This window comes from Streptomyces sp. WM4235, from assembly GCF_001279725.1.
Taxonomy (GTDB): domain Bacteria; phylum Actinomycetota; class Actinomycetes; order Streptomycetales; family Streptomycetaceae; genus Streptomyces.
The window spans coordinates 1-5,575 of sequence record NZ_LGDE01000088.1 but is presented as its reverse complement, the minus strand read 5'-3'; the positions used below and the strand labels follow the sequence as shown (position 1 = coordinate 5,575).

General features: G+C 73.9%; 6 protein-coding genes. 3 read left to right on the top strand and 3 right to left on the bottom strand.

What is annotated here, in order from left to right; translation table 11 throughout:
* Positions 1 to 96: 96 nt before the first annotated feature.
* Complete coding sequence (locus tag ADK55_RS09280; protein ID WP_053677005.1) at positions 97 to 1,014, bottom strand: LysR family transcriptional regulator; 918 nt, start codon at positions 1,012 to 1,014, stop codon at positions 97 to 99.
* Between the two features lie 70 nt (positions 1,015 to 1,084).
* Here ADK55_RS09280 and ADK55_RS09275 point away from each other — a divergent pair, with 70 nt between their 5' ends.
* Positions 1,085 to 2,209, top strand: a complete 1,125-nt coding sequence (locus tag ADK55_RS09275; RefSeq protein WP_053677004.1) for a TDT family transporter — start codon at positions 1,085 to 1,087, stop codon at positions 2,207 to 2,209.
* Between the two features lie 15 nt (positions 2,210 to 2,224).
* On the opposite strand, the gene ADK55_RS09270 is transcribed toward ADK55_RS09275, so the two are convergent.
* Positions 2,225 to 2,968: a helical backbone metal receptor gene (locus ADK55_RS09270; protein ID WP_053677003.1), complete on the bottom strand. Its 744-nt coding sequence runs from the start codon at positions 2,966 to 2,968 to the stop codon at positions 2,225 to 2,227.
* A 4-nt stretch (positions 2,969 to 2,972) separates the two neighbouring features.
* Positions 2,973 to 3,605 carry a helix-turn-helix domain-containing protein gene (locus tag ADK55_RS09265; protein ID WP_234349974.1) on the bottom strand — a complete coding sequence of 211 codons (633 nt, stop codon included), beginning with the start codon at positions 3,603 to 3,605 and terminating at the stop codon, positions 2,973 to 2,975.
* Positions 3,606 to 3,766: 161 nt separating this feature from the next.
* Between ADK55_RS09265 and ADK55_RS09260 the strand changes: the two genes are divergently transcribed.
* Positions 3,767 to 4,672, top strand: a complete 906-nt coding sequence (locus ADK55_RS09260) for a 5'-3' exonuclease (protein ID WP_053677002.1) — start codon at positions 3,767 to 3,769, stop codon at positions 4,670 to 4,672.
* Positions 4,673 to 4,721: 49 nt separating this feature from the next.
* Positions 4,722 to 5,567 (top strand): siderophore-interacting protein, encoded by an 846-nt coding sequence (locus tag ADK55_RS09255; protein ID WP_053677001.1) that lies wholly within the window; start codon positions 4,722 to 4,724, stop codon positions 5,565 to 5,567.
* Positions 5,568 to 5,575: the final 8 nt, after the last annotated feature.

Sequence of the window (5,575 nt, the reverse complement as noted above, 5' to 3'; positions counted from 1 at the left end):
GGGCACCCCCGGCACCGCGCCCGGGGTCACACCCCGGCGAACCCGGGGGCTCGGGGCCCGGGCCCCCGGGGCAACCCGCCCACCCCCGGCCAGGGGTCAGGTCCGGGTCAGCGCCAGCAGATCCCGCGCGGGCCCCGCCGGCCGCGCCCCCGTCGGCCACACGGCCCGCAGCTCCCGGTCCAGCGCCGCCCCGGCCACCGGCACCTCCACCAGCCGCCGTGCCCCGAGTTCGTCCCCCACCGCCAGCTCCGACAGCACGCACGGCCCGGCCCCGCTGAGCGCCGCCGCCTTCACGGCGGTCGTGGACGCGAGTTCCAGCAGGGGCGCGGCCAGTCCCCCGCATCCGGTCAGCGCCGCGTCCAGTACCTGCCGCGTCCCCGAGCCCCGTTCCCGCAGGATCAGCGGGGTCGCCGCCAGTTCCTCCGCCGGCACCGGCCTGGTGCGCCGTGCCCAGGGGTGGCCCGGAGCGACCGCCACCACCAGCCGGTCCTGCGCGATGGCCACCGAGTCCAGTCCGTCCGGTACGGAGAGTCCTTCCACGAACCCGAGGTCGGCCTCGTGCGCGAGGACGCGTTCGGCGACGTCGGCCGAGTTCCCGGCGTGCAGCGACACCGCCGTCCCGGGGCGTTGCCCCCGCAGCGCGATCAACCAGCCGGGCAGCAGGTACTCCGCGATGGTCATGCTCGCCGCCACCCGCAGCCGCGAGTCCCGCCGCCCGCGCAGCGCCTGCGCGCCCGCGTCGAAGGCCTCGGCGGCCTCCACGACCCGCCGCGCCCAGTCGGTGACCAGCGCGCCTTCCGCCGTGAGCGTGGACCCGCGCGGGGAACGGTCGACGAGTGCCACGCCCAGGCGGGTCTCCATGGCCCGAATGCGGCTGCTGGCGGCGGGTTGGGTGATGCCCAGCCGCCGGGCGGCCCCGCTCAGGCTGCCGACGCGGGCGACCGCGAGCAGCAGTTCCAGCGCGCCCAGATCCGGTACGCGGTGCGCCAGCGGAACCCACTCCTCGTTACCCATAAGGTCAGTTTATGACCTCATAGGACAGTGGCCTCTGCCGGTCGGTGCCGCCCGGCGCGACGCTGGACCCATGGTCACCACCCTCGTACCTCCCCGCACCACCGCCGCTCCCGCGCCCCGGGCCCACAAGGCCCCCGCGCTCCGGCACCTCGGCCCGAACTGGTACGCCTCGGTCATGGGTACGGCGATCGTCGCCAACGCCGGCGCGACCCTGCCCTACCAGCTCCCCGGCCAACGCGTGGCCTGCCAACTCGTCTGGGCGCTCTCCGCCGCGGCCCTCGCCGTGCTGCTCACGGCGCGTGCCGGGCACTGGCTGTACCACCGCGACCAGGCCCGCGCCCATCTCCTGGACCCGGCCGTCGCACCGTTCTACGGGTGTCTGTCGATGGCGCTGCTGGCCGTGGGCGGCGGCACCCTGATCGTCGGCAAGGACCTGATCGGCACGGAGGCGGCCGTCGCCGTCGACGCCGTGCTGTTCACCGCCGGCACGGCGATCGGCCTGCTGATGGCGGTGCTCGTCCCGTACCTGATGGTGGTGCGTCACAAGGTCGAGCCGCGGCAGGTCACCCCCGTGTGGCTGCTCCCCCTCGTCGCCCCGATGGTCTCCGCCGCGCTGGGCCCCCTGCTGATACCCCACCTGCCCGCCGGCCAGGCCCGCGAGGCCATGCTGTTGGGCTGTTACGCGCTGTTCGGCCTGAGTCTGCTGGCCACCCTGCTGATGCTGCCGTTGATCCTCGGCCGACTGATCACGAGCGGTCCGCTGCCGCTGCTGCTGACCCCGACCCTGTTCCTGGTCCTGGGCCCCCTCGGCCAGTCCACGACCGCCGTCAACCAGCTCGCGGACATGGCACCCGGGGCGATCGGCGCCCCGTACGCGGGCGCCCTCGGGGCCTTCGCCGTCGTCTACGGGGTGCCCGTCATGGGCTTCGCCCTGCTGTGGCTGGCCCTGGCCGCGGCGATGCTGGTCCGGGCCGCGCGGGGCGGCATGGGGTTCGCGATGACCTGGTGGGCCCTGACGTTCCCGGTCGGCACCTGTGTCACCGGCGCCGCCGGCCTGGCCCGCCACACCGGGCTGACCGCCTTCGCCTGGCTGGCCGCGGCCCTGTTCCTGGTCCTGCTGACCGCCTGGGTGACGGCCGCCGTCCACACGCTGCGCGGCCTGTACTCGGGCCGGCTGCTGCGCGCCCCGCGCTGAGCCCCGGGCCGGCCGTCAGCGTGCGGCGCGCAGGGCCCGCGCCAGTACGGCCGGCGCCTCGGCCAGAGAGGGCCCGTACCAGGTGAGGTGCCGTCCGCTGACCAGCGCGGCGGGCAGGCCGGGGAAGGCCTCGGGCCCGTCGGACGCGGTGAAGCGGTACGGCTCGTCGGGCAGCACCACCAGATCGCAGCCGGCCCCGGCCAGTTCCTCGACCGGGATCCGCGGGTACCGCTCCGCGTGTCCGGCGTACGCGTTGCGCACCCCGAGCCGGGCCAGCAGGTCCCCGGCGAAGGTGTCCCGTCCCAGCACCATCCAGGGCCTGCGCCACACCGGCACGAAGGCCATCCGCCGCCCCACGGGCTCCACGCTCGCCCACGCGGCCTCCGCGTCCGTCAGCCATCGCGGCCGGGCCAGTCCCAGCGTCCCGACGAGCAGCCGGTCCAGTTCGCGCAGCGCCTGCGGGAGGTCGCGGATCTCGGTGACCGACACCGGTACCCCGGCTGCCCGCAGCGCGGCCAGGTCCGGCGCCCGGTTCTCCTCCTCGTTGGCGATGACCAGGTCCGGGCGGAGCGCGACGATCCTCGCCACGTCGGGGTTCTTGGTTCCCCCGATCCGCACCACGCCCGCCTCGTCGAGGTCGGCGGGGTGCGTGCACCAGTCGGTGACCCCCACCAGGCGTCCGGGCGCGCTCACCGCCACGGCCTCGGTCAAGGAGGGCACGAGCGAGACGACGCGCGAGACCGCGCGGGACGCGCCCACCGGTTCAGCGCCCCGGGGAGGGCGGCTCGGAGGTGGCGTGGATGTGCTCGCCCACCGCCACGACCAGGATCCGGGTGTCCTCGGTGACGGCCCGCCAGCGGTGGCGCACGCCGCCGGACAGGAACAGCGCGTCGCCGCTCTCCAGCCGGTACGCCCGGCCTTCGGCCTCCACCTGGCAGGCGCCCGCGACCACGTACATCAGTTCGTCGTTGCGGTGCTGGTACTCGCGGCCCGCGTCCTGGTCCCCGGTGAACTCCAGCGCGTGCAGTTGGTGGTGCCCGCGCACGAGCGGACGGACTCCCGGGACCGGGGTGAGGCCGGAGTCGTCTCCGGCCCGTACGAGATCCACGGTGCGCGCGGTGTCGGAAGCGGCCAGCAGCTCCACGGCCGTGGTCCCCAGCGCGTCCGCGACCCGTTCCAGGGAGCGCATGCTGGGTCGGGCGCGCTCGTTCTCTATCTGGCTGAGGAAGGGGACGGACAGGCCGCTGCGCGCCGACACCGCGGCGAGGGTGAGCTGGAGCGCGCGGCGCCTCTTGCGCACGGCCACGCCCACCCGGAGCGGTTGGTCCTTGGAGTCCTTGTCCTTGTCCTTCTCGTCCTTGCCGTCCGTGTCGACCTTGCCGTCCTTGTCGTTCATGGCGGGGCTGCCCTCCCCTTGTCCGTCGGACGCACATCGGTGTGCTGTAAGCACCTTACGCAGCAACCGGCCCCGGATTCGCGTGCACGGCTCGACCCGTCCTCGGCCGCGGGTCGTCGGACGGCTGCGGCATCATCGTCAGCGTGACGACACGACGCCTGATGCTCCTGGACACCGCCTCCCTCTACTACCGCGCCTACTTCGGTGTGCCGGACTCCGTGAAGGCCCCCGACGGCACCCCGGTCAACGCCGTGCGCGGGCTGCTCGACTTCATCGGCCGGCTGGTCCAGGACCACCGTCCCGACGACCTGGTGGCCTGCATGGACGCCGATTGGCGACCCCACTGGCGGGTGGAGCTGATCCCGTCCTACAAGGCCCACCGGGTCGCGGAGGAGACCGCGACCGGACCGGATGTGGAAGAGACCCCGGACACCCTCGCGCCGCAGGTGCCGATCATCGAGGCGGCGCTGGACGCGTTCGGGATCGCCCGGGTGGGGGTCGCCGACTACGAGGCCGACGACGTGATCGGCACCTTGACGGCGCGGGCGACCGGCCCGGTGGACATCGTCACCGGCGACCGGGACCTCTACCAGCTGGTGGACGACGCCAAGCGGCGCCGCGTGCTGTACCCCCTCAAGGGCGTGGGCACCCTCCAGGTCACGGACGAGGCCTGGCTGCGCGGGAAGTACGGGGTGGACGGTCCCGGGTACGCGGACCTGGCGCTGCTGCGGGGCGACCCGAGCGACGGCCTGCCGGGCGTGCCGGGGATCGGCGAGAAGACGGCGGCCAAACTGTTGGACGCGTACGGGAACCTCGCGGGGATCATCGCCGCGATCGACGACCCGACGTCGGGCCTCACCCCCACGCAGCGCCGACGGCTGGATGAATCCCGGCCATATCTGGCGGTGGCCCCGAAGGTCGTCCAGGTCGCCTCGGACGTCCCGCTGCCCGCCTTCGATCCCGCGCTCCCGGCGGTTCCCGCGGATCCGGAGATGGTCGACGCATTGGCCCGCCGGTGGGGTCTTGGTGGAGCCGTATCGCGCCTGGGAGGCGCGCTGCGCCCCTGAGGTGCTAACTTAGGTAATCCTAAGTTTCTGGGGAGTCAGGGGAGACGCCGTGGCAGAAGGACGCGCCCGCACAGTCGGCACCGCTGTCGTCGTACACACCGAACGGCTCACGCCGCACATGGTGCGCATCGTGCTGGGCGGTGCGGGTCTGGCCGGTTTCGGCGCGGGCGAGTTCACCGACCACTACGTCAAACTCCTGTTCGCACCGGACGGTGTCACGTACACCGTGCCGTGGGACCTGAACCAGATCCGCTCCGCGCACCCCAGCGAGGAGTGGCCGCGTCAGCGCGCGTACACGGTGCGCTGCTGGGACCCGACACACCGCGAGCTGACCCTCGACTTCGTCGTCCACGGCGACGAGGGCCTGGCCGGCCCCTGGGCCGCCCGCGTCCAGCCGGGCGAACTCGTCCGCTTCCTCGGGCCGGGCGGCGCCTACGCCCCTGCCGAGGACGCGGGCTGGCACCTCCTCGCGGGCGACGAGAGCGCCCTGCCGGCCATCGCCGCGACGATGGAGCGGATGCCGGCCGGGGCCCTGGTACACGCCTTCATCGAGATCGACGGCCCGGACGACGAGCAGAAGATCGCCACCCCCGACGGCATCGTCCCCGTCTGGCTGCACCGCGGGAACCGCCCCGTCGGCGAGGCCCTGGTCGAGGCGGTCACCTCCCTGCGGTTCCCCTCCGCCGACGTCCACGCCTTCGTCCACGGCGAGGCCGGTTTCGTGAAGGAGCTCCGCCGCCACCTGCGCGTCGAACGCGGCATCCCGAGGGAACGTCTCTCCATCTCCGGCTACTGGCGCCTGGGCGAGACCGACGAGGGCTGGCGCGCGATCAAGCGCGACTGGAACGCCAAGGTCGAAGCCGAACAGGAACTCCCCACCCCCGCCACGGTCTGACCCCCGGG